Consider the following 25,641-nt stretch of genomic DNA (forward strand, 5'->3'; position numbering starts at 1 on the left):
TGATAAACCCATCGGTATATATACCGATGGGTTTATCATGTATGACACCTTAAGCGCGAAATTCGCCGCGCTTGCCGACCCGACGCGGCGCGCGATGCTGGCTCGCCTTTCATTAGGCGATCACACTCTTTCGGAACTTGCGAAGCCGTTCGAGATGACGGTTCCTGCAGTTGCGAAGCATCTGGCTATATTGGAGCGCGCTGGTTTGGTCAGCCGAAGCAAGGTCAGCAAGACGGCAGCAAGGCCTGCGAAGCTTCAGGTGGCCGCGTTCTCGGAAGTCGAGGACTGGATCGAAAAATGCCGGATCCATTGGGAAGGAAGCTTCGACCGCTTGGCCCAATATCTCGAAACGCCGGATGCCGAGGGCTCCAACGATGCTTGAAGGCAAATCCCGATCCAACGAGGGGCGTCTCGGCATCGAAAACGCCAACGAATTGGGGCGTTTGGTGATCGTTCGCGACTTTCAAGCGCCGCGCGAGCGTGTCTGGCGCGCTTGGACGCGACAGGGCGCTATAATCCAATGGCATGGCCCTGAGTTCTATCGGGCGAGCGAGGTCAGTGCCGATGTTCGCGTCGGTGGTTCCTGGCGTGCTTGTCTCCGGTCGGACAATGTCGAAGACGTCGATCTGTGGCAGTCAGGGCAATATCTTGTCGTAGAACCGCCTGAAAGGCTCGAGTTTACATTCGCGTGGGAGACGCCGGGTCACGAAGATGGCCCTGGTGTAGAGACGCATGTCGTCGTCCGCCTGGAAGAATTGGCGAGCGGAAATACCAGGATGCATTTCAGTCAACGTGGATTTCTGTCGAGCAAAAGCTTCGGAAGCCACGCCTCGGGTTGGAACAGCACATTTGACAGACTTCAAAATTTCCTCGGATGAGATCGCCATTCAGCTCGAACATCCTTTGTCCGAGAGATCATCTGATTTTTTAGTACTGGAGAGTTTAATGGGGAAGGTTTGCGTAAGAGGCTTTGCCGTCTCGGCCGATGGCTTCGGTGCCGGCCCTGACCAGAGCCTAGAGCACCCGCTCGGCAAACGGGGGGCGGAGTTGATGCAGTGGTTCTTCCCCACAAGGGCATTCCGTTCGATGACGGGGCAGGCGGGCGGAACCGACGACCGCTTCGCCGACGCGGGTATGGAAGGCTTCGGCGCCTTCATCTTAGGCCGTAATATGTTTGGCCCCGCCGGAGATGATTGGGGCGGCCCCGAATGGAAGGGCTGGTGGGGCGAGAATCCCCCTTATCACGCACCGACCTTCGTCCTCACCCACCATGCTCGTGACCCCATCCCAATGGAAGGTGGGACAACCTTCTACTTCGTCACCGATGGGATCGAGTCTGCGCTAGCGCAGGCAACAGCCGCTGCCGGCGATCTGGACGTCAAGATCGGTGGAGGCGTTTCGACGGTTCGCCAATATCTCCTTGCGGGGGCGATTGACGAAATGCATCTAGCGCTATCGCCAACCTTCCTCGGAAGCGGCGAGCCCCTATTCGCAGGCATCGACCTACCGGGTCTTGGCTACCGCATCACGGAAGTCATTCCGACCGAGCTTGCAACCCACTTGGTGCTTAGACGCTGAGCCGTAGCCCCATAGTTGCGATGAAATCTCCGGATTGTTCGTCGCCGTGCACTCCAGTGCGATGTGGCGGTCCGCATTCACAGCTGCATGCGCAACCATCAAACCAACGGAGAGCGTCGTGATCATGATCTACAATTTCCGACAAGGTATCCGCGGGGTGCGCGTGGCATGGCAATGCGAGGAGATGGGCCTGGCCTACCAGCCCGTAGGCTTCGACTTTCCTGCACCGTCCGAGTTCCGCGCCAAGTATCCGCCAGGATCCCTGCCGTTTCTGGAGGACGAAGGTGGTGTAGCAATCGGTGAGTCCGTGGCCCAAATGCTCTATCTGGTGGAGCGCTATGGGCCGACGCCATTATTGCCGACTGACCCCGCGACTATGGCAAAAGTGTTGCAGCTCACGGTCGCCAGCGAAGCGTCACTGGGTGGGCTGATGAACCCAATGATGGGGACGAAGTTTGTCGCGCCCGACCACCAGAGGTCGAATTGGACAGACGCGTTTTCAGCATCTCGCGTGACCGATGGCCTCGGCTATGCCAACAGCATTCTAGGCGATCGGAATTACCTCGTAGGCAATGAGCTGACTCTAGCCGACATAGCCATCTCCACGTCCTTGGGCATGTGGCAAGGCGCTTTGGGCAAAGACATCCCGACCGGCTTGGCTCATCACTTGGCGCGGATGCAGGACCGTCCCGCCTATCGAAAAGCAGTCAGGGCGTTTCACGACTCGTAGAAATTGGATCAAGAGCCGGCGGCAGGGCAAATGCGGCGGCTCTGGCGAGCGGGGTGTCCGTCTTCGGTTCATGCTGTGGCCTGCATGTGGCGACTGCAGCTTGCGTTGGCAATGTCGGACCGAGTGAGACCGGGGCAGAATATATCGGCGTATCGATCAAACAGAACCGCACCCGCTTCTTTAGGGTCGTGCAGCCAGTTGGGATGCACCTGCCATCCATGCACATCGGGCTCGTCGAGCTGCCTAGCTCGGCAGCTTGTAAACTGACACCTCGTCAGCATCGTCCCGCAGGCCTTTGTAGGACGCATGCCGTAGGTTGCCATCATCGGTCCAAGCGCGGAACGCGACCGCGGCTATAAGCGCCGGGGTGAGCCAGCGAAGCCCGCGCTTTCGCTCTGGTGTCGCGACTGCTGGCTTTTCGATAAGGAGGGCATCCATCTGCTTGCGAAGCGCGGCCGCGCTGGCCTGGGAGAAGCCGGTCCCGACACTACCGACATAGGCGAGCCCGTCGCCTTTCCGCGCGGCCAGCAGCAGCCGGCCAACACCGCCGAGCGCGGCGGCCGAGGGCTCATAGCCAATGATAGCGAAGCTCTCGGACTGGACGCATTTGACCTTGAGCAAGTCGCCGCCTCGGCCGGACTGGTACGGCGCGGATCTACGCTTTGCGATGATGCCCTCCAGACCCAATCCGCACGCCAGCTTGAGGAAGGGCGCCCGCTCGGTGTCGATCTCCTCGCTGAAGCTGATCGAGCCGTGCGGTTGCGAGGCGAGAGCATCAGCCAGCATCACGCGTCGATCGGTCAGCGGCATCGACCGCAGGTCGTGGCCATTGAAGTAGAGAAGATCGAAAGCATAGAGCCGGGCCTCCGAGGCGAAGCGCTTTCCGCCGCGCCCGCCCAGCGCTTTCTGAAGCGCCCCGAAGTCAGAGGCGCCGCGTTCGTCGAGCACCACCGCTTCGCCGTCTAGGATGGCGCTGTCGAGCCCGAGTTCGAGCACGTCGTGGGCAATGGTCGGAAACCGGCTCGTCCAATCGTGTCCGCCGCGCGTGAGAATGCGGACTTGCTTGCCGAGGATATGCACAGCCAAGCGATAGCCGTCCCATTTGACCTCGTACGCCCAGCCATCGCCGGTAGGGGGCTCACTGCGCAGCAGCGCAAGGCACGGTTCGACCCGCTCGGGCATCGGATCGGTGAAGAGATCCGCAACAAGCTTTTGCTTCCGCCGGGAGAGCAGCCCCTGAACGATATCACCGCCCAGCCCGGCTTTAAAAACTTGACGCGCACACATGAACGCAACCCACGCAACAAAACGAGTCGCAAACGGGTAGCAGATTGAATCGTTCCGTCGCGGTTCAAGAGGCGCGGTAGCCTGCCGAGATCGACCTCTGCCATGTTTGCGCGAACGGAGGAGACTGATTTGCCTAAGAAGAAGCTGGAAGTCATTGAGGTCAAGGCTTGGGAAGCTGGCCGCCATGAAGGCAACGGCAAGATCGTGGTAGTCTTTCGCTATTCGGACCGTGAGCCAGTTGCCTGGGGCTGCGACCCGGCGATAGCCGAAGAGATCGGGAAGGGTCTGCTCGCCTTGGCCGCCGAGGCTCGCAATTGGCAGCACTAAAACGCACAGAGCCCGGCCCCGCCGAAGCGAGGGCAGCCGCTAGGGCTAACGCTGTTTTTACTACGAGGTTGGCCTAACGTTTATGATCCACTACAGCGGTGAGCCCCTACGTCATAAGACATAGGTTTGGCGCCAGTGAGTGGCTATGAGGGCATCGTCTAGGAGTGACGCCGCCTTATGACTGCCGACACTGAGCATAGGCGTATCCACGCCGAGATCGAGAAGATCGCAAAATCCAATGATCCTTTCGCATCCGCGGTCCGCGCGACCCGTATGCCGATGCTGATCACAGATCCCAATCTGCCCGACAACCCCATCGTCTTCGTCAACGACGCGTTCCTGCGGCTGACCGGCTACTCCCGCGAGGAATGCATCGGCTTTAACTGCCGATTCCTTCAGGGCCCGGAGACCGATCCCGCCGACGTCGCGAAGCTGCGTGATGCGATCGGGCGTCAGTCCCAGATCGAGCTGGACATCATCAACCACCGGAAGGACGGCACCCGGTTCTTCAACCGCGTACTGATCGCGCCCGTGTTCAATGCCGATGGCCGCCTGATCTACTTCTTCGCTTCGCAGTACGACGTGACCTTGGAGAAGGATCAAATGGTCCGGCTCAAGCACGACCGCGACAAGCTCGAGAAAGAGGTCGAGCGCCGGACGAGCGACCTCCGGCTCTCCGAGGAGCGGCTGCGGTTCACGATGAACACCGCCCGGGTGGGGTCTTGGACGCTTGATCTGGTCGACATGCGCCTGACCTGTTCCGACATTTGCAAGCGGAACTTCGGACGGCGCCCGGACGATACCCTTACCTATGCTGACCTTCTCGAAGCGATCGTACCCGACGAGCGCGCCAAGATGCAGATGTCTGTGCGCGAGGCTGTCGAGGGTCACCACGACTACGAGCACGAATATCGGATCGTGACCCCAGGCGGGGAGTCTCGCTGGATCTTGGCGCGAGGGCGTCCGCATTACGACGCCGAGGGCAAGCCGATCAGCATGACGGGTGTGACGCTCGACATGACCGAGAGCCGCCGCAACGAAGAACAGCGCATCCTCCTCACCGCCGAGCTGAAGCACCGCGTCAAGAATTCGATGGCGACGGTGCAGTCGATCGCTATGCAGACACTTCGGAACGCCTCGTCGCTGCAGGAGGCGCAGGAGGTCCTGACGGCCCGTATGCAGTCCTTGGCCTCGGCGCACGACCTGCTGACCCGCGAGGGCTGGCAGAGCGCTACAATCGCCGAGAGCGTCGCCAGCGCGATCGAGCCCTTCAATGGCACCGGCAGCAAACGGTTTCGCGTGGGTGGCCCATACGTGAACCTCGGCCCACGCGCGGCGCTCGCGATGGTGCTTGCGATCCACGAGCTTTCGACCAACGCCGTGAAATACGGGGCGCTCTCGGTGCCGAACGGCTACGTCAACATCGACTGGCAGGTGGCCAAGCACGGCTCCTGCGACATGATCGAGTTCAAGTGGCAGGAGGTCGGAGGGCCAGCCGTCACGGGGCAGCCAGACCGCACGGGCTTCGGCACGCGCTTGATCGAGAGGGTTCTGACGGCCGAGCTGGAGGGCAAGGGAAAGATCGAGTATCGCCCTGCCGGTGTTTTCCTTGAGATTGTCGCGCCGCTACCTGACCAGGACAAGATCAGCGGCAAGCCGGACGATGAGGAGATGTTCCGGCGCAACATCGGCACCCACGTCGACTAACGCAGCAGCGCAAGTGCCTGGTGGATCTGGTGATCGGCATACGGTTTGCTGATGAAGGCGACATCATCGGGAAGGTCTCCAGGCTTTATCTTGTAATGGCCTGAGACCACGAGGATTAGGATGGGCGGCCAGCGGTCACGCACCGCGCGCCATCCTCACCCCGTCCATGGAGCCCGGCATGTGGACGTCGGTGATCACGACGCCGATATCATCGCGGACTTCTAAAAAAACGAGGCTTGGGCAGCGTTTGCAGCCCCAAGCGCCTCGAGCCCGGCATCCGTCACCACGTCGACCGCGTGCATCAGTAGGAAGGGTTCGTCCCCGACAATCAGGCAAACGGGCTTTGCCATCACTCACGTGGGCCGCTAGGCAGTTGGGAGGCAACATCGGGGGTGGCGTCGGGATCGTCGTGCCGGCTACTGAAATGGAGGTCGGCACGGTAAACGGTGGCCCCGTCCTCGTCGTCGATTGCGACGGCGACATGGGCCGCCTTCTCCCCTGGTATCTTGTCGCGCGCGACCTCGGTCATTGCGACCTGAGCGTCATGACAAGCCGTATCCGCATCCGGGAAATCCATCGGCTCGCTGGAAAGCCTGCTCGAAAGACAGCTCTTCGAAAGGCGGCCGCAATCGCTGGTCCTGACGCCTTTCGGACGCGAATGGCTGCCCGTTCTGACGGACGCCTTCAACATCATCGAAAGCAGCGCCGCCCGCGTGCTCCAGCCGCGCGAAGCCGCATCGGTGACCCTCTCCGTGCAGGCGGCCTTCGCGGTAGGGTGGCTGCTGCCGCGCTGGGCCGATTTCCGCCGGGCCTTCCCGCACATCGCCCTGAAGATCTACACGCATACGGAGACGCCGGTCCTGTCCGCCGAGGGCCGGCACGACGCCATGATCGTCTCCGGCCGCGGCGATTGGCCTGACTGCGAGACCACCTTCCTGCTGCCGAACCGGATGCTGCCGGTCTGCTCTCCTGGCTACCTCGAAGGCCGCCCGCCGCCACGGCAGCCCAGCGACCTTTTCGCGGAGGCGTTGATCCTGTCCGAAGCCAACCCCGAGGACTGGCGCGACTGGTTCGCCAGCTTCGGCCTGAAACACGTCACGATCCCCAACCGCGTCGCCTTCCCCACCGGCTTCCTGCCGGTCCAGGCCGCCATTCAGGGACTGGGCATCTCTCTGGCCGACAGGTCGCTCATCGGCGCCGACCTCGCTCTGAGCAGGCTCGTCATCCCTCTCGACGTGCCCATGCTCAACCGCGGCACGGGCTGGTATCTCGTTGCGGTACCAGGACGGCGTACAGACCGCTCCTATCACCAGTTCGTCACATGGCTGCGCGGACAGGCCGAACAGGCGGCCTGACGGCAGGCGAAACGCGCGCCAGAGGCGGAACTTCACGGATTTCCCAAAAGCGGACGCTCATTCCCTCCGCCTCGAACGTACGACTCCGAATTCGACCAGTGGCTTAGAAAAGTGGTCATCGGAGCATCTCATTCACGAAGATCGCGCCTGTGCGGAGCAAACAGCTTTCCGAGATCGACCGCCTTGCGCGTATCGCGATCAAGATCGAGGCGATCCTCGACATTGCCGAGATGCTCGTCCATCAGCGCGGCAGCCTTTTCGGCATCTTTTGCTGACAGAGCCTCCAGGATGAGGCTGTGCTCGTGGTGCGAGCAACTGGGCTGGCCCGGCCGCTCGTAGACCAGAATCACCAAGGCTTCGCGGGTGATGAGTTCGCGCAGGAAGCGCAGCAGGATCGTGTTTCCGGCAATCTCGGCCATCAGCAGGTGAAACTCGCCCGATAGCCGGACCATCTCGTTCCAATTCCGGCCCGCCTCGGCCTGGACTTCCAGGTCGATATGGCGCTTGAGCGCGGCGATGTCCTGCTTCGAGAGCTTGCCGGCGAGCAGCCGCACGATGGTGGCTTCGATGCCGCGCCGTGCCGCGAAGATCTCGCGGGCCTCGCGCGGCGTCGGCTGGAAGACCGAGGCGCCCTTGTTCGGCTCGATCGTGACCAGGCCGGCATGGGCGAGCCGCGAGAACACCTTGCGGATGCGCGCCCGGCTGACGCCGAAGATCTGCCGCATCTCGTCCTCGCGCAGGCGCGTGCCCGGCGGCAGCTCCTGCGCGCCGATCGCGGCATGGATATTGTCGTAGACGAGGTCGTCCCCGGCCTCGTCCCTGTCGTCTTCGCGTTCGGCCATCGGTGTCCGGGCGTCCGAGCAATCGCGTGCTGCATATGAATCACGCTTGTCTAATGCTGAGAAGCGCAACTGTCGAGCTATCTGCCCATTTTTGTATCGCACGATGCAATTAATTGGTGCGTATACAGGATTGTTTTGTCGACAATCTATATTCTAATTATCGACATCAAGTGACGGCGCGGCCGTCCCTGTCTCTGCAGTCGAGGTGGCCGGTGACGCTCAGCACGCCCTCAGAGCCGATGACGCCAGTGCTGATGCAGGCACCCGCCGGAGCTGCGGGCAAGCGCGGCGCAACCCTGCTGCCGGCGCTGATGCTGCTGGGCCCTGTCGTGCTCTTCTTCCTGCTGGTCTTCGTCGCGCCCGTCGGGCTGATGGTGCGCTACAGCTTCCTGGAGCAGTTACCCGATGGCAACCTGACGACCCTGCCGACGCTCGCGAACTATATCCGCCTCGCCAGTGTCGACCTCTATCGCGGCGTGATGCTGACGACGCTGCGGATCAGCCTGTTCACCACCATCGGCGCGGTGCTGCTGGCCTATCCGCTGGCGCTGGTGATCGCACGTGGCCCGGTCTGGCTCGGCCGGATGATCACCGTGCTGGTGATCGCGCCCTTGCTCGTCAATGTGGTGGTGCGCGCCTATGGCTGGCGCATCATCCTGGCCAACGGCCCCAACGGCGTCCTCAACTGGTTCCTGTCGTTCCTCGGGCTGGGCCCGGTCGAACTGCTCTACAGCGACTGGGCCGTGGTGATCGGCTCGGTGCAGGTCTTCCTGCCGATGATGGTGCTGCCGCTGACCGCCGCGATCGGGCGCATCGACCCTGCCGTCGAGGATGCCGCCCGCACGCTCGGCGGCGACAGCCTCGCCGTGTTCCGCCGGGTGACGCTGCCGCTCAGCCTGCCAGGCCTCGGCGCCGGCTGCACGCTGGTGTTCTCGCTGACCGCCAGCTCCTTCATCCTGCCCTCGCTGCTGGGTGGCAGCTTCACCAAAATGCTGGGCACGCTGGTCGAGGAGCAGATCCTGACCGTGTTCGACTGGCCCTTCGGCGCGGCGATCGCGACCGTGATGGTGGTGATCGTGATGACGATCAACCTCGGCTACATGGCGTTGATCGAGCGCAGGACCCGCACCCATGCGACGGAGACTGCGTGATGTCGGAGATGGGCCTGGGGCGCTCTGCGCCGCTGATCTATGCGCTGACCGCGGTGATCATGGTCTTCCTGATGCTGCCGCTGATCCTGCCGATCGTGCTGTCGGTGTCAGACACGCCGTTCGTCACCTTCCCGCCCCAGGGCTTCACGTTCGCCTGGTACGCCAAGGTGCTGGACGAGCCAGATTTCACCTCGTCCTTCCGGTTCAGCGTGATGCTGAGCGCCTCGGCTGCGGTCGGTGCCATGCTACTGGGTACGCCGACCGCGATCGGCCTCGTGCGGCTGACCTTCCCCTGTAAGGCGATCGTCCAGGGCCTCGTGCTCTCGCCGCTGATCTTCCCGACGCTGGTGACCGGCATCGCGCTGCTGCGGCTGTTCTCCTCGCTGGGCTCGCAGGATGCCTATCTCAACCTCGTCATCGGGCATGTGCTGGTGACGACGCCTTATGTCGTGCGGACCGTCTCGGCGAGCCTCGTCACCGTCGATCCCGGCCTAGAGGAAGCCGCCCGGACACTGGGAGCCGACCGCTTCACCGCGTTCTGGCGCGTGACGCGGCCTCAGATCATGCCGGGGCTGATCGCCGGCGCGCTCTTCGCCTTCGTCACCTCCTTCGACAACTACGCCGTCTCGATGTGGCTGTTCGACGCCAGCCATGTGCCGCTGCCTATGATGATGATCTCGCTGATCAGCCGGATGTTCGATCCCGGCATCGCGGCCATCGCCTCGCTGATGATCTTCTTCTCCCTCTTTATGGTGCTGCTGCTGGAAAAGATCGCCGGACTGCGCCGCGCCATGAGTTTTTGAAGACGTCGCTTCTGACGACGTCGCTTCCCGACCACGCCTGCGCCTTCCCCTCATCGCTTGCGGCGCACGCCGCTGATTTCAGGAGCCGTGCCATGACCAAGACCACGATCAGCCGCCGCAGCATCCTTAAGACGGGGGCCGCTGCGGCCGCCGGCCTCGCCGCCCCGAGCTTCTTCGTCCGCAATGGCTGGTCCGCCGGCCAGACCATGCAGATCGGCATCTGGGGCGGGACGCAGGGCGAGTTCATCCGCCGCCAGGTGCTGCCGGCCTTCGAAAAGGAATTCGACTGCAAGGTCGATGCCCAGCAGGGCTCGACGCTTGGTCAGATCGGTCTGCTGCGGGCCGCCAAGGCCGCGCCGAAGTTCACGGTGATGTTCATCGACGATCTCGGCGTCGAGATCGCCAAGCGCGAGGACCTGATCGCGGCCCTGCCCAAGGACAAGATGCCGAACCTCGGCAAGGTCTATCCGCGCTTCATCTACAATGACGGTTATGGCGTCGCGCTGGCGGTCTCCTCGGCCGGCCTGTTCTACAATCCGCAGGCGACCAAGCCGCTGGAGAGCTATGCCGATCTCTGGAACCCGCGCTTCGCCCGCAAATTCTCGATGGTCGGGACCAAGACCACGCCGAGCGTCTTCATGATCATCGCGGCTGCGGCGATCGCCACCGGCAAGCCCTTCAAGGAGGCGCAGTATCTTGCCGACGCCGCCTGGCCCAAGCTGACCGAACTCAAGCCCAACGTGCTCAACCTCTACAGCACCGACGATGCCGCGCTGCTGGTCGCGCAAGGGCAGGGCTCGATCGGCGGGCCGGAATATTCGAAATACGTCTATCCCTACAAGATGAAGGGCGCTCCGATCGAGATGTGCTTCCCCAAGGAGGGCGCCTTCGCCGGGGTCAACTGCCAGGTGCTGGTCAAGAACGCGCCCGCCGCCGATCTCGGCGCCGCCTTCATGAACCGCATGCTGGAGCCCTCCGTGCAGCAGGGCCTCGCGGAGGCTGCGCTGGCGGCGCCTGCCATCGGCGGCCTGACCTTCAAGCCGCAGATCGCCGGCCTGCTCGCCTATCCCGACACCAAGATGGACGAGCTCGGGCTGTTCAGCCCGGATTGGGCCTATGTCAACTCGGTCCGCTCGGACTGGATCGAGAAGATCAGCCAGATCTTCACGGCCTGACGATCATGGCACAACCACGCGCGCAGGCGGCCGAGATCGCGGTCGAGGATGTCCAGAAAGCTTACGGCTCCATGCTCGCCATTCGCGGCGTGAGCTTCACCATCGAGCCGGGGCATGTCCTGTCCCTGCTCGGCCCATCGGGCTGCGGCAAGACCACGATCATGCGGATGATCGCAGGCTTGATCGACCCCAGCGCCGGCGACATCCGGATCGGCGGGCGCTCGGTGACGGCGACGCCCGTCCATCGCCGCAATATCGGCATGCTGTTCCAAAACTACGCGCTGTTTCCGCATCTGACGGTCGCACGAAACCTCGCCTTTGGTCTGGAGATGCGGAAGGTGCCGGCTGCCGACATCGCGAAGCGGGTGGCTGATGCGCTGGCACTGGTCCAGCTCTCGGCCTTCGCCGAGCGGCTGCCGCACCAGCTTTCCGGAGGCCAGCAGCAGCGCGTCGGGCTGGCGCGCGCCCTGATCGTCGAGCCCTCCGTGCTGCTGCTCGACGAGCCTTTCGGCGCGCTCGACAAGAAGCTGCGCGAGAGCATGCAGATTGAGATGCGCCAGCTTCAGCAGCGGCTCGGCATCACCACGCTGATGGTGACACATGACCAGGACGAGGCACTGACGCTGTCGGACCAGATCGCGGTGATGAACAATGGCCGCATCGAGCAGATCGGCTCGCCGAAGGATATCTATGAGCGACCGGCGACGCGTTTCGTCGCGAGCTTCATCGGCACCTCGAACTTCTTCGCCGGACAGGTGACGCGGCGTGAGTCCGGCAGCTACCACGTCACGGCGCAGGACGGTACGACGCTCGCGCTCGACGGAACGCCGCCGGATTCCGGCAAGGCCCTGATCGCGGTGCGGCCGGAGTCGGTTCGTATCGCGCTGGCGCCAGGCGAAGATGCCGGTCCGAACCAGAGCCGGATGACCGTCGAGCAGGTCGTCTATCACGGCGTCAACACGCATTTCTATCTGCGCCGCGCCAGTGGCGAGCCGCTGATCGCGGTGCGCCAGAACGATGTCGCCGACGACGCAGCCGCGCCGATCGCGGCCGGCAGCAAGGTGCTGGCGAGTTGGGCTGCAGATCGCAACCGCCTGCTTGTCGACGAGGCGGCGTGATGGAGGAGCTGACGCCGTCGCTCCGGCCCGATCATCGCCTGGCGATCGGCATGATCACGCCCTCGGCCAATCTTGTGGTCGAGCGCGTGACGACCGCGATCCTTGCGGAATTTCCGGATGTGTCGGGGCATTTCTCGCGCACGCCCGTTTTCGGCATTAAGGACCTCTATCCCGATGACTATGACTGGGACGGCATGATGGGTGCAGCACGGCTGCTGGCCCACGCCAAGCCGGACATCATCGTCTGGAACGGCAGCAAAGGCGCAAATCTCGGCTTCCCGGTGGACGATGCGCTCTGTCGCAGGATCACTGACGAGACCGGCATCCCCGCGACGACGTCGACCATCGCACTGCAAGCCGCCCTGACCGATTTTCAGGTGCAGCGCATCGCCGTCGTGTCGCCCTATGGTTCGACCTATCAGGACAAGCTGCTCGGCCGCTTCCGCGCGGAGGGGCTCGATGTCGTGGCCGAAGCCCATGCCGGTATCGCCGACAATCTCGATTTCGCCGCCATGCAAGACAACGCCATCGCCGGCCTAATCCGTCAGGTCGCCCCGGCGAGGCCCGATGCGATCCTGACCTGGTGCACCAATATGCCGGCCGCCTACGTTGTCGACGGGCTCGAGCGCGAGTTGGGCATCCCGATTCTGGACTCGACGACGCTGGCTGTCTGGCACGCGCTTTTACTGACCGGTGTGCTGAACGGCCGTGGCCGCCGCTGGGGCCGGCTGTTCGATATCCGGAGCGCGCCGCGATGATTACATTGTTTCGCGATGTGCATGTGCTCGACCTCGATGCTGCGAGCGGCATGACGCCTGCCACCGATCTGCTCGTCGAAGCCAACCGTGTCACCGCGATCGGGCCCGAGGCGGCCACTCTCGCGACGGCCGCGACGCGGGTGATCGACGGTCGCGGCAAGCTGCTCCTGCCTGGCCTGATCAACGCGCATTTCCACTCGCCCGTGAACCACATGAAGGGCCGCCTCGACAGCCTGCCGCTCGAAATCTTCATGCTGTATGAGAGCCCCGCACTTGAAGCGCTGCGGCCGACGCCACGCGAGGCTTATGTTCGTACCCAGCTCGCCTGCGCCGAGATGCTGAAGACGGGCGTCACCGCCGTGCAGGACGACGCCTTCTTCGTGCCGGAACCGACGACGGAGATCATCGACGCCGTGATGCAGGCCTATGCCGATAGCGGCATCCGCGCCACCGTCGCGCTCGACGAGCCCAACCTGCCCGAGATCGAAAAGCTGCCTTTTCTGGCCGAGCTGCTGCCGGGCGATTTGTGCGCCGAGCTGGAAAAGCCGCGCGCCTTCGCCACCGCCCATCTGCTGGCGATGTACGGCCATCTGATCTCGCGCTGGCATGGCGCAGAGGGCGGGCGCCTGCGTGCGGCGGTGTCCTGCTCGGCGCCGCAACGGGTCTCGCCCGACTATGCGCAGGCGCTCGCCGATCTGAGCCGAAAGCACGACCTGCCGTTCTATGCCCATATGCTGGAGACCAAGCTCCAGCGCGTGCTGAGCCAGGAACAGCCGCGTCTGCATGGCCGTTCGCTGGTCGGCCATGCCGCCGATCTCGGCATTCTCTCAGAGCGGCTCAACATCATCCACGCGATCTGGGTCGACGACGCCGATCTCGACCTGATCGCCGAGGCCGGAGCGGTCATCGCGCATAACCCGATCAGTAATCTCAGGCTCGGCAGCGGCGTGATGCCGTTCCGTCGGATCCGCGATCGCGGCATCCCGATCTGTCTGGGCACCGACGAGGCCATCGCCGACGACGCCGTCAATATGTGGGCCGTCGCCAAGATGGCGGGGCTGATTCACAACATCTCCGGTCCCGCCTATGAGAGCTGGCCGAATGCGGGCGAAGTCCTTGATTGCCTGTTTGCCGGCGGGGCGCGTGCGATGGGGCTGCAGGACGAGCTCGGCGCCCTTGCGCCCGGCCGGCTGGCCGATCTCGTCATGCTCGATCTCGACACGCTGCCTTTCACGCCGCTGAACGATCTGCGCCGGCAGCTCGTCTATTGCGAGAACGGCAGCTCGGTTCGTCTGACCATGGTCGAGGGCGCGATCGTCTATGAGGAAGGCCGGCTTGCGACCATGGACGAGGTGGCCCTGCGCGCTGAAGCCCGCGCGCTGTTCTCGCGGCGCAAGCCCGCGCTTGAACTGGCCGCGCAGGCAGCCGAGCGCTGGCTGCCGCATTACCGCGCCATGTATGCCAAGGCATGCGCCCGCGACATCGGCATGAACCGCTGGCTCGGCGATGCCGAACGCCGCCATTAGGACATCTGAGATGCTGCCCAGCCATGGACGCTACGGTTATTCCGCGATTAAAGAGCGGCCGACCTATCGCTGGCCCAATGGCGCCGGTCTTGCCGTCTATGTCGCTGTCGGCGTCGAGGAATATGCCTTCGGCGAGGGGCTGACCGAGGATTTGCTGCCCGGCGCCTCAAAGCCCGATCTCGTCAACACCTCCTGGCGCGATTATGGCAACCGCGTCGGCGCGTTTCGCCTGTTCGATCGCCTCAACAGCTTCGGCATCAGGCCGGCGGTCCTCTTGAACACCGCCATCTATGATCACGCACCGGCTGTCATCGTGGCAGCGCGAGAAGTCGGGGCCGAATTCGTCGCCCATGGCATCAGTAACTCGGACAGCCTCGCGACGATGAACCCGCAGGAGGAGGCGGCCTACATCCGCGCCGTCCATGAGCGCATCGCGAGCGAGGAAGGCCAGCCGCCCGCAGGCTGGTCGAGCCCATGGCTGGCGCACAGCCCCGTCACGCTCGATCTGTTGGCAGCTCAAGGGTTCAGCTATGTCGCCGATTTCAGGCTCGACGATCAGCCGGTCTGGCTCAACACTGAGAGCGGCAGGCTGATGGCGATGCCCTATGCGCTGGAGCTCAACGACAGCTCAACCATCATCGGCCGGCAGGCCACGGCACGGGAATTCGCCGAGATGATCATAGACGAGTTCGACGAGATGCTGGAAGCCGCACGCGACCAGCCTCTGGTCATGAGCGTGGTGGTCCACTCGTTCATATCTGGCCAGCCTTTCCGCCTGCGCGCCCTGACCCGCGCATTGGAGCATATCACGGCCCGCCGCGACGAGATCTGGCTGGCCCGCCCCGGAGACATCGCGTCATGGATCGGGACTAAGGGCTGATCTCCGGTCGGCCGTAGGTACCATCTTCCCACGAGAATGACCGGAGCTGAGCGCCACAACCTGACTTTGGCTCTTCGCCGGGAAGCAGACTTAGCTTTCGAAGCGCGCCGGGGCCAAAAATCGAATATCGGCTCTGCGGAACTGGCCCCGCGGCGGGCGGCGCCAGTTTGCTTCAGGCAGCAGGTCCGATCGAATCCAGACGTGCCAGTGCCGCGTCGTCGAGATCGACGTCGGCTGCAGCGAGGTTCTCGCGCAGGTGAGCGCGCGACGATGTGCCGGGGATCAACAGGATGTTGGGCGAACGGCGCATGAGCCAGGCCAACGCGGTCTGCAGGGGAGACATGCCCAATCCGGCGGCAACGTCCGACAACGTGGTCGACTGCAGCGGCGAGAAGCCGCCAAGCGGAAAGAACGGTACATAGGCGATGCCATCACGCGCTAGATCGTCGATCAGGTGGTCGTCATGCCGATGGGCGAGATTGTACTGGTTCTGGACGCAGGCGATCTCGACCACACCACGTGCCTCGGCGATCTGCGTCCGCGTCGCATTGCTGATGCCGACATGTCGAAGCAGTCCTTGATCCTTGAGTCGAGCGAGTGCCTCGATCTGAGGCGCAATGCTGCCCTCCGCGGGGCCATGGACGTCGATCATCACGCGGAAGTTCACGGCGTGAAGCTGTTCCACGCCCAGGTTACGCAGGTTATCGTGGACGGCGGCGACCAGCTCGGTCGGCGAACTGGCCTCGATCCAGGCCCCATCGTTACTCCGGCGAGCTCCGACCTTCGTGACCAACGCCAGATCATCCGCGTACGGATGCAGGGCTTCACGGATAATCTGATTGGTCACATGGGGTCCGTAGAAGTCGCTGGTGTCGATATGATCGACCCCGCTGGCGATGACCTCACGCAAGACTGCGATGGCCTCGCCTCGATCGCGGGGCGGGCCGAAGACGCCCTTTCCGGCAAGCTGCATGGCGCCATAGCCCATACGCTTCACCGTGCGGCTGCCAAAAGCGAAGGTGCGATTGTAGGCGGACATTGAAATCTCCTCGATCGAGTCAGGCCTGGAGATAAGGCGGTTGCGGCCGAGCGATAATCCTGCACAATCTGAACAGTCTGTGCGGATTAGCGAACAATGCGGCCCAGTCTGTCGGATCTAGATGTCTTCGTCGCGATCGCACGAGCGGGCGGATTTCGTGGTGCTTCCCGCGCAACCGGAGAAAGTCCTTCCGGGCTCAGCGAAAGGATGCGCCGGCTTGAAGAGAGGCTCGGTGTCCGACTGTTCAATCGCACCACCCGAAGTGTTGCGCTGACCGATGCGGGGCGAGACCTGCTGGGGAAGCTGGAGCCCGCGCTGCGCGAAGTCGCGGCGGCGCTCGATGTCGTGAACGGGTACAAGGAACGGCCGGCCGGTACACTAAGGCTCAATGTGCCGGTGAGCGCCGCACGTCTGGTCTTACCGGCCATCGTCCCGCCGTTTCTGGCGGCTTACCCGGACATTCGCCTGGAGGTCGTTGCCGAGGATGATTTCGTCGACCTGCTGGCTGCAGGTTGCGACGCCGGCATCCGCTACGATGAGCGCCTCGAGCCCGACATGATCGCGCTTCCGATCGGACCTCGCGTTCAGCGCTTCGCCACGGTGGCCTCAAAAGCTTACCTCGAGAGTCGCGGCACACCGCGCGAACCGCGCGACCTTCTGCAGCATAGCTGCATCCGCATCCGCTTTCCCCGCCGTGCCCTTGCCCCCTGGGAGTTCGAGCGCAACGGCCAGACCATACTTGTCGACCCGCCAGCGGTGCTGATCGTTCAACCTGGCGGCGTCGCCGACCTCGCGATTGAAGCCGCGATCGCAGGCAATGGCATTGTCACGATCTTCGAGGATTGGGTGCGGCCTCATGTGAATTCAGGCGCGCTCGTTCCGGTTCTCCCGGAATGGTGGCTGAGCTTCTCCGGGCCATTCCTCTATTATCCCGGGCGTCGCCTTGTGCCGGCGCCGCTGCGGGCCTTCATCGATTACACTAGAAAATTGCCATCGCCGACTTAGCGCGCGCTGTCAGCTTTCCGTCCAACCCAGCCATTGCAGTCGCCCTCCGACTACCTTCGGCCCTGCGCCACAAGCAGACGCTGGAGCGGCGCTCGCAAGCGGACGTTGCTCTCTATCTCCATCTCGCTCAGCTATATTTGTACAGCTGCAGGCAGTTGGCGTTACAACGCCTTGGCTTCTTCGGCTGTCAGCGAGACCCGAAGCGAGGAAACGTTCTCTTCCAGATGCGCGATGGACCGCGTTCCGGGAATAGGGATGATGACGGGGCTGAGGGCCAGCAGCCAGGCGAGCGCGAACTGCGATGGCGTGCAGCCACGCTTGCGCGCCTCGATCGACAGGGGTCCGTCCTGCTGCGAGAGTGGAGCACCGATCGCAGCCGGATTGCCGTCGAGAGGGCCATAGGGAAAAAATGTGATGTCCTCCGCGTCGCAGTAGCGGACGACCTCCATTTGAGACCGATCGGCAAAGCTGAAGCGGTTCTGCACGGACGCGATCGGAGCGACGCCTCGCGCCCGCTTGAGTTCGTCGAGCGTGACGTTCGAGATGCCGATATGCCCGACTTTGCCTTCCGTCACGAGTTCCGCAAGCGCCGCTATCGTGTCCTCGATAGGCGTGTCCTCGTCGACCCAATGCAACTGCATCAGGTCGATGCGCTCCAGTCGCAGATGGATCAGGCTCGCCTCGCAGCCGGCTCTGATCGCCTTTCGCCGCCCGTCCCGATAGGCGATTCCCGGTCCCATCTTGCTCAGACCGCATTTGGTGGTGATCAGAAGGTCGGAGCCATAGGGCTGCAGCGCTTCCGCGACCAAGCTCTCGTTGTATCCGGCTCCGTAGGCATGGGCCGTGTCGATGAGATTAACGCCGAGTTCGACCGCGCGACGCAGAACGGCCTTTGCTTCATCTGGATCCGGATATGGGCCCCAGTTGCCGGGCTGGCCGGTCAGGCGCATCGCTCCGTAGCCGAGACGCGACACCGGAATGTCGCCACCAATCTTGCGAACGGTCTCAAAGGCAGGGTTGGTCATGTCGTTTCGTCCTCGTCTCTGGTGTTGCCGCATTGGCGGTCGGTGCCTGCGGCCGGTCTGCTTATCCGAAGCGGGTCGGGCGGAAGGTTGCGAGGAGCGGGCTCTGCTCGCCGGTTATGATTTCCGCGGCGAGCAATTCGCCGGCGATCAACCCGAGCGTAGCCCCGCTATGGCTGAACGCCACGTGATAGCCCTCAATCTCGCCAAGTCGCCCGAAAACGGGCTCACCGCCTTCGGGAATGGGCTTTGGACCGAGGCCGATGGAGGCCAGCTCTAGCTTCGGGTTGCCTTCGAGAACCGCCGATGCCTCACGTAACAGGCCCTGGACCGTCGAGTCCTTCGCCTCATAGCTGTCGTCGGGATGGACAACGACCTCCCGCTCCGACCAGCCGGAGTCGATGACCAGCGTGCCCCCGAGAGCGGGGCGGATGGCTGCACGCGGTGTATTCAGGACGGCACGCAGAGAGACGTCGACCGGCTTCGTCCGCACGAGCAGGCCGATCGGCGTGGCGTCGGGAATGCGGACCCCGACCTGGGTGACGATCTTCGGCACCGCCGGGCCGGTGGCGAGCAGGACCGCGTCGGCAGCGAGAGTCGGGCCTTGCCGGGTGGCTACACCCGTCACGCGCGCGCCGCTCACAACGACCGACGCTTCGCCCGCATTCAGGACGAGATGGCCGCCGCGTTCCTTGAACTCGGCAAGAAGCACGTCGATCAAGGACGGCAGATCGACCCATCCCTCGTCCGGGTTGAAAATCGCTCCTTGGGGTGGCACCGCGCGCGTGTCGATGCCTGGTGTGGCGGCGGCGATCTGATCGGCGAAGAGAAACCGGGCCGGATAGCCGATGTTCTCTTCATGGGCGAAGACCTTGGCGATCCCATTCGCCTCGCTATCCGCATCCCAGGTCAGGCCACCATCGAACCGCAACCACGGCGCGCCGGGATGCCGCTTGGCCAAGGCACGGTAGCGTTCGAGCCCGATCATGCGCAGCTCGTGATATTCGGGCGACCGCAGACGGGCGGAGTTGAGCCAGGAGAGGGAACGCCCCGAGGCGCCGCTCGCCGGTCGGGCTTCGGTGACGAGCGTCACGCGCGTGCCGAGACGAGCGAGATGGAGCGCGGCCGAACTGCCGAAAATGCCGGCGCCGATGACGACAATCCTGGGGTGTTGCGAACCGGTTTCCATACGTCGTGACCTCTTTGATAGTGAAGGCTGTTGGCAGCACGAGCCGTCGCCGGGCAGCATGGTTGTTGGATGGCTTGAGCGCTTGAGGCGGGCCTGCGGCGAGCTCTACCTCGCGCCGTAGCTGTAGCGACGCTCGAGCCAGGCCACGAAGCGGGCGGAGATCCAGGTCAGGATGACGAAGACGATCGTAACGGCCAGCAGCGGCTCATAGACTTTGAACGTCTGCATCCGGATGTAGTTTGCCATCCCGAGTAGATCCATCACGGTGATCGTGGATGCGAGCACGGTCGATTTGAGGAGAATGATGTTCTGCCCGCCGAGCGCCGGCAGGCTGATGCGGAGTGCACGCGGCAGCACGATAAGAAGAGAGGTCATCCAGTTACGGAGCCCGAGCGAGCGCGCCGCCTCGATCTCGCCTTTCGGCACGCCGGCGATGCCGCCTCGCAGGATCTCGCCGCCATAGGCCGCGAAGCTGATCGTCAACGCCGCCCAGGCATACCAGTAGCCCTCGCGCAGGACCGGCCAGAACGGGCTGTAGCGGATCGACGGAACCTGCGCGAACAGGTTCCCGAAACCGTAATAGAGGATGTAGACTTGTATCAGCAGCGGCGTACCCCTGATCACCGTCAGGAACCCCTTTGCAGGCGCTCTCAGCCAGAGCGACGGCGACATCCGCAGCAGGGCAACGACGACGGCGCCGATCATTCCCGCGATGAGGGAGAACAGCCACAGGCTGAGCGTGGTCCAGAACCCGTCGACCAGTTGCGGCACCATCGCGACGAAGAAGGTCAGGTCCATCTCAGGCAAAACCCCGGTTCAGGCGCCGTTCCAGCTGCGCGATGAAAAGGTTCGAGATGAGCGAAATGACAAGGAACATCGCCGCGACGAGCAGGAAGAAGCTGAGATAGAATTTCGTCTGGCTTGCTGCGATCTTGCCGACGTTCAGCAATTCCTCGAACCCGACCACGCTGACGAGCGCCGAGTCCTTCAGCGCCGATTGCCAGAGGTTCCCCAGTCCGGGCAGCGCAATGCGCAGCATGAGGGGAAAGGTCACCAGGCGGAAGCGCGTCCAGGGCGGCACCGCCAGCGCCCGGCCGGCCTCGTGGATGCCCTTCGGGATCGCTACCATGGCTCCCCGGAAAACCTCGGTCATATAGGCGCCCTTGATGAAGCCGAGCGCGAAAACGACCGTGGCGAAGCCGCTGAGCGTGATGCGACCCTTGAGGCCGATGAGCCCCATCGCTGCATCGAACAGGGCTGTGCCCGAATAGTAGAGCAGGATGATCAGCAGCAGCGCGGGAATGGCCCGCACGAGCGTGGTGTAGAGTTCGGCCGCCTTTTCCGCGAGCAGGCTGCCCGAGAGCTTGGCCCAGCACCCGACCAGACCCAGCATCAGGCCGAGCACATAGGACGCGAGTGATATCTCGATCGTCGTCAGGGCGCCGCGCAGAAGCTGGCCGCCCCAGCCGGTCGGCCCGAACCCTATCAGGGGCAGAAATGTCGCGAGATCGAACTGCATGCCAGCCGCCATGTTGCGGGCGAGTCGGCGGGGCCGACTCGCCGCCGAGGGTCACTCGCCGTAGGGGTCGTGCTCAAAGTACTTTTTGGCGATCGTCTGGTATTCGCCGCTCTTGCGGATCGCGGTCAGCGCCCCGTTGAGACGGTCGCGAAGCACGGTGTCGCCTTTGCGGACGCCGGCGCCGGCGCCGCGCCCGAGGATGGGATCGACGGGGGTGATGCCCTTGATCTCGTAGGGCTGGCCGGGAACGTTCTTCATGAACAGCGTCAGCTGGAGGATATCGCCCATGACGACGTCGTTACGACCGGCAACGAGGTCGGCGGTGGCGTCGTCGAGGGTGTCGTAGAGCTTCACCTTAGCGGCGCTGCCGTAATAATGCTCCAGATAGCGCTGGAAATTGGTCGCCTTGGTCACGGCGACGATCTTGTCCTTGAGACCGGCGGCGGTGATCTCGACCTTCAGCGCCTTGGGCGCAATGAAGGCGGCAGGCCCGCGCCGGTAACGATCGGTGAAGTCGACCACCTTCTCGCGCTCTTCGGTCATCGACATGCCGGACCAGATGATGTCGATCTTGTTGGCCTGCAGAGCGGGGATGATGCCGTCCCAGGCGACGGGGACGATCTCGCACTTGGCCTTCATCTCGCGGCAGAGCGCGTTCATGATATCGATGTCGAAGCCGAACCAGTCGCCCGCCGGGCTCTTGTTGGTCCAGGGCGGGAACGGGGCTGCATTGTAGCCCCAGCGCAGCGTCTCCTGCGCGAACGCCGTCGGCGCTGCGGCCAGCAGCGCGAGAACCGCGAGTAATCTCGTCAGTGCTTTCACCACGTCATATTCCCCTCGTTTTTCACTGTGACGGAGGCCTGCCGTCGGCACCCGCTATTGCAGCGGGAGTCGTCGCAGGTCCTGTTTGAGCAGGGGCTTCGAGCCCTTGCGCAATCGATTGAAAGAGAAGGGCGCCGGATCGACGACGGGAGCAGCGCCCGTCACGAGGTCGGCAGTGAGGCGCCCGGCGCCTGGCCCGATGCCGAAGCCGTGGCCCGAATAGCCTGTGCTGAGAAAGAAGCCCGGCAGTTCATCGACGCCGGAGATGACCGGAACGGCATCTGGCGTGGCATCGATCAGCCCGCCCCAGGATTCCACGATCTCGGCCTTGTCGAAGACTGGGAAGGCCGCACGCAGATTGCGCAGGGCGGCGTCCATGTCCGATTGGATGACCTGTGGATCGAGGATGCGGGTGCGCTCGAACGGAGACACGCCATCCATCGACCAGCTGCGCGCGTCCAGCGCCTCCTGCAGGAACCACTTGCCGATGCGAAGCCTGACCGACTTCCGCTCAATCATCAGGCGCGGCAGAAAATCGAACAGATAGCGGAAGCTGTCCGGCACGATCTGGGCTTCGTTGGAAAGCCCGTACGCGATGTTGTAGCCGCCGTCGAGGCGCTTGCGCAGGCCAAAGCCCCGGCCGCGGACGGAGACTTCGGGGCCGCCCTCGATCGGGGCCGTACGCATGACATTGCCTTGCACATTGAGCTGCGGCAGGCGGATGCCCAAGCTGTGGCACATCAGCCGCGACCAGACGCCGCCGGCGAGCACGACCGATTTGCAGGCGATTGGACCTTTCTCGGTGACCACTCCGGAAACGGCGCCTGCTTTTGTCTCGACACCTCGCACCGCGCAATTTGTCAGGATGTGAGCGCCGAGGTCACGCGCGCCTTCCGCGATGGCAGGGGCCGCAAGGGCAGGCTCGGCGCGCCCATCGCTTGGGGCGAAATGAGCGCCGAGCCAAGGCTTCTCCGTTCCTGGGACCAGCCCGCGAAGCTCGTCGAGACCGATCATGCGAGCGTCGGACTGGTACAGCCTGCCTTCGTCATCCGCTCGCCGCGCGTCAGCCATCTCTGCCTCGGTGGCGCAGAGCGAAAGGATGCCGCATTGCCGGAAACCGGTTTCACGGCCGATTAGTTCGTTGATCTGGCGCCAGATCCGAAGACTCTCCATCGCCAGTGGCAACTCGCGCGGATCGCGGCTCAAGGTCCGGCACCAACCCCAATTCCGGCTCGACTGCTCGCCCCCGATTTCGCCCTTTTCGCAGAGCACGACCGAGATGCCCTTGCGAGCCAGGAAGAACGCAGTGCTGACGCCGACGATGCCACCACCAATGACGACAACGTCAGCGGTTTTGGGGATCTGCGAACTAGACGGAACTTTTTGGAGAGGAGGCGACATCGGACCGATTTCTGGGCTACTAGGCGACTAGTGGCCCAGTTGCGCATGATGACGTTTTCATGTCAACGAGGCGGTCAGGCGATTTCGCGAGACGAAAACGGGGACAATGCATGACGACGCTGCAGCAGCTTGCAGTCCGATTCCCACTGACCAATGGGGAAACCGCTGCCAGCCAGCTCCTTCGCGTCATCCGGGATGCTGTTGTCCGGCTTGACATCGCTCCCGGAGAGCGGCTCTCGGAACAAGACATCGCCAACGCCTTCGGCTTAAGCCGTCATCCGGTCCGCAACGCCTTGCTTCAATTGCGCGACACCGGACTGATCCGGTCGCTGCCACAGAAGGCGACACAGGTTCAGAAAATATCGACGGCGGCGGTCGAGGCCGCCTGCTTCGTCAGGGAGGCCCTGGAATGCGCGGCGGCGCGCCGCGCCAGCGCCCAGGCGCGGCCTGCAGCGCTCAAGGAGCTGCGTTATTGCGTCGCCCTGCAAAAGACGGCGGCGGAGAACAACGAGATCGACGGCTTCATGCGGCTGGACGACGAGTTCCATCATCTGGTCATGGCCGCTGCCGGATTCGAGTTGGCCTGGAAGATCGTCGACGACCACCGCGTTCAGATCGACAGGATCCGCTATCTTAAGCTACGCAGGGCGCATGCCCGGGACCCAAGCTACGCCAATCTCTACAGCGTCAACATCGGCGAGCACGAGGCGATCCTTGATGCCATCGCATCGGGCGATGCCGATCAAGCCGAGCGGCTGACACGGCATCACACGACGAAACTGCTCGATGCCATGCCCATCCTGGTCGCGCAGCATGCCGAGATGTTTGAGACAATTGTCTCCGATCAGGAAGCCTCTGGTTGAGCGTGAGACGCCGACATCTTGGTTAAACGCGCCGACGCCTGATGGGATCGATCGTAGCGAGCTCAGCTTTGACCGTCAGACAAGTGCGGAAATCGACGTAAGCTTAGCCTTTATGTCGGCGAGGGTGCCCTCGTACTCCCAAGTCTGCACGGTGTCGTGTGGGCACTCTATGAAGATGTAGTCCTCGGTGAACGACAGAATCCGGTCGATCTTGATCAGCTTCTCGACGAACCCAGCGGAGCTGACTGGCTCGACGATGAGTTTCCCCTCTTCGTCATAGCCGTGATAGACAGATTTCGCCTTGATTTTTAGCGCGATGAACATGTTGATCCTGCTTCGTGGGAAGGACTCGGAAGCTTTGACCGCTATCAGGTCAGCGCATATTCGCCCCAGATCGAGTTGTCGAGCGCAGCGCGGCGGAGGTTGACGCCGAAGCCCGGCGCGTCGCTGACCGGGATGACGCCGCCCCTGACCGAAGCCTCGATCGGATTTTCCAGCACCTCGACATGTCCGGGAATTCGCGCCCAGTAAGGGAAATGCTCCTGGATATAGAAATTCGGGATCGAGGCGCTGAAATGCATCCCGACCGCTGTCGAAAGCGCGCTGGCGCAGATATGGGGCTGCACCTTCATGCTGTAGGCCTCGGCCATCGCCGCGATCTTACGCGCCTCCAGCAGGCCGCCGGTGTTTCCGATGTCCGGCTGAAGAATATCGACGGCGCGGCTTTCGAGGATGTCGCGGAACCCGTAGCGCGAATAGACCCGCTCGCCGACGGCAATGCGCTGCGAGATGTTCTGCGAAATCTTGACCAGCGCGCCGACATCGCCGGGCACCGCGGGCTCCTCGACATAGGTGATGTCAAACTCCTCCACCTCGCGGCAGAAGCGGATCGTGTCGTCGACGGTCAGCCCGGCCGAGAGATCGAGCATGATCTCGACATCGGGGCCGACGGCGCGGCGGATTTGGCCCACGGTCTCGACCGCGCGCTTGACGACGCCGCGGTCGCTGGCGGCGCGCAAGGACGGGTGGCGCAGCCTGCCTTCAGGCAGGATCGAGACGAAGGGATAGAACTTCAGCGCGTCGTAGCCGTCTTTGACCGCCTTGGCCGCCGCATCCGGCAGCTGGCTGTCCTGCGTGCAACCGAAATACCAGCCATTGCAATAGGTCCGCAGGCTGTCCTGAACGCGCCCGCCGAGCAGCTCATAAACCGGGATGTTGAGGCTACGCGCCTTGATGTCGAGCATCGCCTGCTCGATTGCGCTCATCGCGGCATAGACGATCGGCCCGCCGCCCTTGGCCCAGAAGCCGTGATCGTAAATCTCCGTCCAGAGTTGCTCAATGCGAAACGGATCGATCCCGCCCATCATGTAGCGCTCGATGATGTCCTTCAGCATCCCGGCCGAGGCCGTGCCGCCGATGCCATAGGCAATGCAGGCCTCGCCAAGGCCAATGATACCCTCGTCAGTCTCCAGTTCGAGGATGACGGGGCGAATGCCGCCGCTCTCGATCAGATAGATCCGTGCCGACGTAATCTTCATGTCGTT

Annotated in this window: 27 protein-coding genes; 15 read left to right on the forward strand and 12 right to left on the reverse strand. The window is 63.3% G+C overall.

Going from position 1 to position 25,641, the window contains the following annotated elements:
- The first annotated feature begins 37 nt into the window (after nucleotides 1-37).
- From AC1DR6_RS20820 to AC1DR6_RS20835, 4 genes are all read left to right on the forward strand, one after another.
- Nucleotides 38-382: an ArsR/SmtB family transcription factor gene (locus AC1DR6_RS20820; RefSeq protein ID WP_476831179.1), complete on the forward strand. Its 345-nt coding sequence runs from the start codon at nucleotides 38-40 to the stop codon at nucleotides 380-382.
- A complete protein-coding gene (locus AC1DR6_RS20825) occupies nucleotides 375-878 on the forward strand; it encodes an SRPBCC family protein (protein WP_476831180.1) in 504 nt (167 codons plus the stop codon). The genes AC1DR6_RS20820 and AC1DR6_RS20825 overlap by 8 nt, the downstream gene beginning before the upstream one ends.
- A 67-nt stretch (nucleotides 879-945) precedes the next feature.
- Nucleotides 946-1,578 (forward strand): dihydrofolate reductase family protein, encoded by a 633-nt coding sequence (locus tag AC1DR6_RS20830; RefSeq protein WP_476831233.1) that lies wholly within the window; start codon nucleotides 946-948, stop codon nucleotides 1,576-1,578.
- 124 nt (nucleotides 1,579-1,702) lie between these two features.
- Nucleotides 1,703-2,308, forward strand: coding sequence for a glutathione S-transferase family protein (locus tag AC1DR6_RS20835; protein ID WP_476831234.1), 606 nt, complete (start codon nucleotides 1,703-1,705; stop codon nucleotides 2,306-2,308).
- Between the two features lie 243 nt (nucleotides 2,309-2,551).
- Here the strand turns inward: AC1DR6_RS20835 and ligD are convergent, their stop codons facing one another.
- On the reverse strand, nucleotides 2,552-3,595 hold the full coding sequence (ligD, locus tag AC1DR6_RS20840; RefSeq protein WP_476831235.1) for a non-homologous end-joining DNA ligase: 1,044 nt from the start codon (nucleotides 3,593-3,595) through the stop codon (nucleotides 2,552-2,554).
- 504 nt (nucleotides 3,596-4,099) lie between these two features.
- On the opposite strand from ligD, the gene AC1DR6_RS20845 reads away from it, so the two are divergent.
- Nucleotides 4,100-5,629 carry an HWE histidine kinase domain-containing protein gene (locus tag AC1DR6_RS20845; protein ID WP_476831181.1) on the forward strand — a complete coding sequence of 510 codons (1,530 nt, stop codon included), beginning with the start codon at nucleotides 4,100-4,102 and terminating at the stop codon, nucleotides 5,627-5,629.
- Nucleotides 5,630-5,978: 349 nt separating this feature from the next.
- Here the strand turns inward: AC1DR6_RS20845 and AC1DR6_RS20850 are convergent, their stop codons facing one another.
- Nucleotides 5,979-6,206 (reverse strand): DUF6894 family protein, encoded by a 228-nt coding sequence (locus AC1DR6_RS20850; protein ID WP_476831182.1) that lies wholly within the window; start codon nucleotides 6,204-6,206, stop codon nucleotides 5,979-5,981.
- 136 nt (nucleotides 6,207-6,342) lie between these two features.
- Here AC1DR6_RS20850 and AC1DR6_RS20855 point away from each other — a divergent pair, with 136 nt between their 5' ends.
- Nucleotides 6,343-6,984, forward strand: coding sequence for a LysR substrate-binding domain-containing protein (locus AC1DR6_RS20855; RefSeq protein ID WP_476831183.1), 642 nt, complete (start codon nucleotides 6,343-6,345; stop codon nucleotides 6,982-6,984).
- A gap of 128 nt (nucleotides 6,985-7,112) precedes the next feature.
- Here the strand turns inward: AC1DR6_RS20855 and AC1DR6_RS20860 are convergent, their stop codons facing one another.
- Nucleotides 7,113-7,826, reverse strand: coding sequence for a GntR family transcriptional regulator (locus tag AC1DR6_RS20860; RefSeq protein WP_476831184.1), 714 nt, complete (start codon nucleotides 7,824-7,826; stop codon nucleotides 7,113-7,115).
- Nucleotides 7,827-8,038: 212 nt separating this feature from the next.
- Here AC1DR6_RS20860 and AC1DR6_RS20865 point away from each other — a divergent pair, with 212 nt between their 5' ends.
- The 7 genes from AC1DR6_RS20865 (at nucleotide 8,039) to AC1DR6_RS20895 (ending at nucleotide 15,237) form a co-directional block, all read left to right on the forward strand.
- Nucleotides 8,039-8,977, forward strand: coding sequence for an ABC transporter permease (locus tag AC1DR6_RS20865; RefSeq protein ID WP_476831185.1), 939 nt, complete (start codon nucleotides 8,039-8,041; stop codon nucleotides 8,975-8,977).
- Nucleotides 8,977-9,780: an ABC transporter permease gene (locus AC1DR6_RS20870; RefSeq protein WP_476831186.1), complete on the forward strand. Its 804-nt coding sequence runs from the start codon at nucleotides 8,977-8,979 to the stop codon at nucleotides 9,778-9,780. Before AC1DR6_RS20865 ends, AC1DR6_RS20870 begins: the two co-directional genes overlap by 1 nt.
- A gap of 92 nt (nucleotides 9,781-9,872) precedes the next feature.
- Nucleotides 9,873-10,955 (forward strand): extracellular solute-binding protein, encoded by a 1,083-nt coding sequence (locus AC1DR6_RS20875; protein ID WP_476831187.1) that lies wholly within the window; start codon nucleotides 9,873-9,875, stop codon nucleotides 10,953-10,955.
- Between the two features lie 5 nt (nucleotides 10,956-10,960).
- On the forward strand, nucleotides 10,961-12,073 hold the full coding sequence (locus AC1DR6_RS20880; protein ID WP_476831188.1) for an ABC transporter ATP-binding protein: 1,113 nt from the start codon (nucleotides 10,961-10,963) through the stop codon (nucleotides 12,071-12,073).
- Nucleotides 12,073-12,831: a maleate cis-trans isomerase family protein gene (locus AC1DR6_RS20885; RefSeq protein WP_476831189.1), complete on the forward strand. Its 759-nt coding sequence runs from the start codon at nucleotides 12,073-12,075 to the stop codon at nucleotides 12,829-12,831. Before AC1DR6_RS20880 ends, AC1DR6_RS20885 begins: the two co-directional genes overlap by 1 nt.
- The gene (locus tag AC1DR6_RS20890; protein ID WP_476831190.1) at nucleotides 12,828-14,357 is read left to right on the forward strand and encodes an amidohydrolase family protein; all 1,530 of its coding nucleotides are present in this window, start codon (nucleotides 12,828-12,830) and stop codon (nucleotides 14,355-14,357) included. The genes AC1DR6_RS20885 and AC1DR6_RS20890 overlap by 4 nt, the downstream gene beginning before the upstream one ends.
- A gap of 10 nt (nucleotides 14,358-14,367) precedes the next feature.
- The gene (locus tag AC1DR6_RS20895) at nucleotides 14,368-15,237 is read left to right on the forward strand and encodes a polysaccharide deacetylase family protein (protein WP_476831191.1); all 870 of its coding nucleotides are present in this window, start codon (nucleotides 14,368-14,370) and stop codon (nucleotides 15,235-15,237) included.
- Nucleotides 15,238-15,409: 172 nt separating this feature from the next.
- On the opposite strand, the gene AC1DR6_RS20900 is transcribed toward AC1DR6_RS20895, so the two are convergent.
- On the reverse strand, nucleotides 15,410-16,276 hold the full coding sequence (locus AC1DR6_RS20900) for an oxidoreductase (RefSeq protein ID WP_476831192.1): 867 nt from the start codon (nucleotides 16,274-16,276) through the stop codon (nucleotides 15,410-15,412).
- 96 nt (nucleotides 16,277-16,372) lie between these two features.
- On the opposite strand from AC1DR6_RS20900, the gene AC1DR6_RS20905 reads away from it, so the two are divergent.
- Nucleotides 16,373-17,281, forward strand: coding sequence for a LysR family transcriptional regulator (locus AC1DR6_RS20905; RefSeq protein WP_476831193.1), 909 nt, complete (start codon nucleotides 16,373-16,375; stop codon nucleotides 17,279-17,281).
- Nucleotides 17,282-17,442: 161 nt separating this feature from the next.
- On the opposite strand, the gene AC1DR6_RS20910 is transcribed toward AC1DR6_RS20905, so the two are convergent.
- The 6 genes from AC1DR6_RS20910 to AC1DR6_RS20935 all read right to left on the reverse strand — a co-directional run bounded on the left by AC1DR6_RS20910 (nucleotide 17,443) and on the right by AC1DR6_RS20935 (nucleotide 23,234).
- Nucleotides 17,443-18,306, reverse strand: coding sequence for an aldo/keto reductase (locus AC1DR6_RS20910; protein WP_476831194.1), 864 nt, complete (start codon nucleotides 18,304-18,306; stop codon nucleotides 17,443-17,445).
- Nucleotides 18,307-18,367: 61 nt separating this feature from the next.
- Nucleotides 18,368-19,492 carry an NAD(P)/FAD-dependent oxidoreductase gene (locus AC1DR6_RS20915; protein WP_476831236.1) on the reverse strand — a complete coding sequence of 375 codons (1,125 nt, stop codon included), beginning with the start codon at nucleotides 19,490-19,492 and terminating at the stop codon, nucleotides 18,368-18,370.
- Between the two features lie 105 nt (nucleotides 19,493-19,597).
- Complete coding sequence (locus AC1DR6_RS20920) at nucleotides 19,598-20,290, reverse strand: ABC transporter permease (RefSeq protein ID WP_476831195.1); 693 nt, start codon at nucleotides 20,288-20,290, stop codon at nucleotides 19,598-19,600.
- Between the two features lies 1 nt (nucleotide 20,291).
- Nucleotides 20,292-21,011, reverse strand: coding sequence for an ABC transporter permease (locus AC1DR6_RS20925; RefSeq protein WP_476831196.1), 720 nt, complete (start codon nucleotides 21,009-21,011; stop codon nucleotides 20,292-20,294).
- A 51-nt stretch (nucleotides 21,012-21,062) separates the two neighbouring features.
- A complete protein-coding gene (locus tag AC1DR6_RS20930) occupies nucleotides 21,063-21,836 on the reverse strand; it encodes a transporter substrate-binding domain-containing protein (RefSeq protein ID WP_476831197.1) in 774 nt (257 codons plus the stop codon).
- A gap of 51 nt (nucleotides 21,837-21,887) precedes the next feature.
- Complete coding sequence (locus tag AC1DR6_RS20935) at nucleotides 21,888-23,234, reverse strand: NAD(P)/FAD-dependent oxidoreductase (protein ID WP_476831198.1); 1,347 nt, start codon at nucleotides 23,232-23,234, stop codon at nucleotides 21,888-21,890.
- Nucleotides 23,235-23,344: 110 nt separating this feature from the next.
- On the opposite strand from AC1DR6_RS20935, the gene AC1DR6_RS20940 reads away from it, so the two are divergent.
- Nucleotides 23,345-24,097 carry a GntR family transcriptional regulator gene (locus AC1DR6_RS20940; RefSeq protein ID WP_476831199.1) on the forward strand — a complete coding sequence of 251 codons (753 nt, stop codon included), beginning with the start codon at nucleotides 23,345-23,347 and terminating at the stop codon, nucleotides 24,095-24,097.
- A 75-nt stretch (nucleotides 24,098-24,172) separates the two neighbouring features.
- On the opposite strand, the gene AC1DR6_RS20945 is transcribed toward AC1DR6_RS20940, so the two are convergent.
- Together AC1DR6_RS20945 and AC1DR6_RS20950 are read right to left on the reverse strand one after the other, a co-directional pair.
- Nucleotides 24,173-24,421: a hypothetical protein gene (locus tag AC1DR6_RS20945; protein WP_476831200.1), complete on the reverse strand. Its 249-nt coding sequence runs from the start codon at nucleotides 24,419-24,421 to the stop codon at nucleotides 24,173-24,175.
- Nucleotides 24,422-24,465: 44 nt separating this feature from the next.
- On the reverse strand, nucleotides 24,466-25,635 hold the full coding sequence (locus AC1DR6_RS20950; protein WP_476831201.1) for a mandelate racemase/muconate lactonizing enzyme family protein: 1,170 nt from the start codon (nucleotides 25,633-25,635) through the stop codon (nucleotides 24,466-24,468).
- Nucleotides 25,636-25,641: the final 6 nt, after the last annotated feature.

The sequence above is a fragment of the Allobosea sp. P5_A5 genome (assembly GCF_056400625.1).

What these genes read in the sequence shown, in the direction of transcription:
- AC1DR6_RS20820 (WP_476831179.1), top strand. Translation starts at nt 38, where the DNA reads ATGTATGACACCTTAAGCGCGAAATTCGCCGCGCTTGCCGACCCGACG.
- AC1DR6_RS20825 (WP_476831180.1), top strand. Translation starts at nt 375, where the DNA reads ATGCTTGAAGGCAAATCCCGATCCAACGAGGGGCGTCTCGGCATCGAA.
- AC1DR6_RS20830 (WP_476831233.1), top strand. Translation starts at nt 946, where the DNA reads ATGGGGAAGGTTTGCGTAAGAGGCTTTGCCGTCTCGGCCGATGGCTTC.
- AC1DR6_RS20835 (WP_476831234.1), top strand. Translation starts at nt 1,703, where the DNA reads ATGATCTACAATTTCCGACAAGGTATCCGCGGGGTGCGCGTGGCATGG.
- ligD (WP_476831235.1), bottom strand. Translation starts at nt 3,595, where the DNA reads ATGTGTGCGCGTCAAGTTTTTAAAGCCGGGCTGGGCGGTGATATCGTT.
- AC1DR6_RS20845 (WP_476831181.1), top strand. Translation starts at nt 4,100, where the DNA reads ATGACTGCCGACACTGAGCATAGGCGTATCCACGCCGAGATCGAGAAG.
- AC1DR6_RS20850 (WP_476831182.1), bottom strand. Translation starts at nt 6,206, where the DNA reads ATGGATTTCCCGGATGCGGATACGGCTTGTCATGACGCTCAGGTCGCA.
- AC1DR6_RS20860 (WP_476831184.1), bottom strand. Translation starts at nt 7,826, where the DNA reads ATGGCCGAACGCGAAGACGACAGGGACGAGGCCGGGGACGACCTCGTC.
- AC1DR6_RS20870 (WP_476831186.1), top strand. Translation starts at nt 8,977, where the DNA reads ATGTCGGAGATGGGCCTGGGGCGCTCTGCGCCGCTGATCTATGCGCTG.
- AC1DR6_RS20875 (WP_476831187.1), top strand. Translation starts at nt 9,873, where the DNA reads ATGACCAAGACCACGATCAGCCGCCGCAGCATCCTTAAGACGGGGGCC.
- AC1DR6_RS20880 (WP_476831188.1), top strand. Translation starts at nt 10,961, where the DNA reads ATGGCACAACCACGCGCGCAGGCGGCCGAGATCGCGGTCGAGGATGTC.
- AC1DR6_RS20885 (WP_476831189.1), top strand. Translation starts at nt 12,073, where the DNA reads ATGGAGGAGCTGACGCCGTCGCTCCGGCCCGATCATCGCCTGGCGATC.
- AC1DR6_RS20890 (WP_476831190.1), top strand. Translation starts at nt 12,828, where the DNA reads ATGATTACATTGTTTCGCGATGTGCATGTGCTCGACCTCGATGCTGCG.
- AC1DR6_RS20895 (WP_476831191.1), top strand. Translation starts at nt 14,368, where the DNA reads ATGCTGCCCAGCCATGGACGCTACGGTTATTCCGCGATTAAAGAGCGG.
- AC1DR6_RS20900 (WP_476831192.1), bottom strand. Translation starts at nt 16,276, where the DNA reads ATGTCCGCCTACAATCGCACCTTCGCTTTTGGCAGCCGCACGGTGAAG.
- AC1DR6_RS20905 (WP_476831193.1), top strand. Translation starts at nt 16,373, where the DNA reads ATGCGGCCCAGTCTGTCGGATCTAGATGTCTTCGTCGCGATCGCACGA.
- AC1DR6_RS20910 (WP_476831194.1), bottom strand. Translation starts at nt 18,306, where the DNA reads ATGACCAACCCTGCCTTTGAGACCGTTCGCAAGATTGGTGGCGACATT.
- AC1DR6_RS20915 (WP_476831236.1), bottom strand. Translation starts at nt 19,492, where the DNA reads ATGGAAACCGGTTCGCAACACCCCAGGATTGTCGTCATCGGCGCCGGC.
- AC1DR6_RS20920 (WP_476831195.1), bottom strand. Translation starts at nt 20,290, where the DNA reads ATGGACCTGACCTTCTTCGTCGCGATGGTGCCGCAACTGGTCGACGGG.
- AC1DR6_RS20925 (WP_476831196.1), bottom strand. Translation starts at nt 21,011, where the DNA reads ATGCAGTTCGATCTCGCGACATTTCTGCCCCTGATAGGGTTCGGGCCG.
- AC1DR6_RS20935 (WP_476831198.1), bottom strand. Translation starts at nt 23,234, where the DNA reads ATGTCGCCTCCTCTCCAAAAAGTTCCGTCTAGTTCGCAGATCCCCAAA.
- AC1DR6_RS20940 (WP_476831199.1), top strand. Translation starts at nt 23,345, where the DNA reads ATGACGACGCTGCAGCAGCTTGCAGTCCGATTCCCACTGACCAATGGG.
- AC1DR6_RS20945 (WP_476831200.1), bottom strand. Translation starts at nt 24,421, where the DNA reads ATGTTCATCGCGCTAAAAATCAAGGCGAAATCTGTCTATCACGGCTAT.
- AC1DR6_RS20950 (WP_476831201.1), bottom strand. Translation starts at nt 25,635, where the DNA reads ATGAAGATTACGTCGGCACGGATCTATCTGATCGAGAGCGGCGGCATT.